We start from the raw sequence: 229 nt of genomic DNA, 5'->3' as shown, positions 1-229 counted from the left end.
GACTACTAGGGTATCTAATCCTGTTTGATCCCCGCACTTTCGTGCCTCAGCGTCAGTTAACCCCTAGTTGGCTGCCTTCGCTATCGGTGTTCTTGACGATATCTATGCATTTCACCGCTACACCGTCAATTCCGCCAACCTCGCTGTTACTCGAGCCGCCCAGTATCAATCGCACCCCCCCGGTTGAGCCGGGGTATTTCACAACTGACTTAGGCGGCCGCCTACGCAC

Annotated in this window: 1 rRNA gene; it reads right to left on the bottom strand. The window is 55.0% G+C overall.

Annotated features, from left to right (window positions below):
• Window positions 1-229 (bottom strand): 16S ribosomal RNA (locus tag ACTHS4_RS12805); the annotation flags it as partial.

It is taken from the genome of Neisseria sp. P0014.S009 (assembly GCF_051958155.1).
Lineage (GTDB): Bacteria > Pseudomonadota > Gammaproteobacteria > Burkholderiales > Neisseriaceae > Neisseria > Neisseria flavescens_C.
This window is presented reverse-complemented; position numbering and strand designations above follow the sequence as displayed.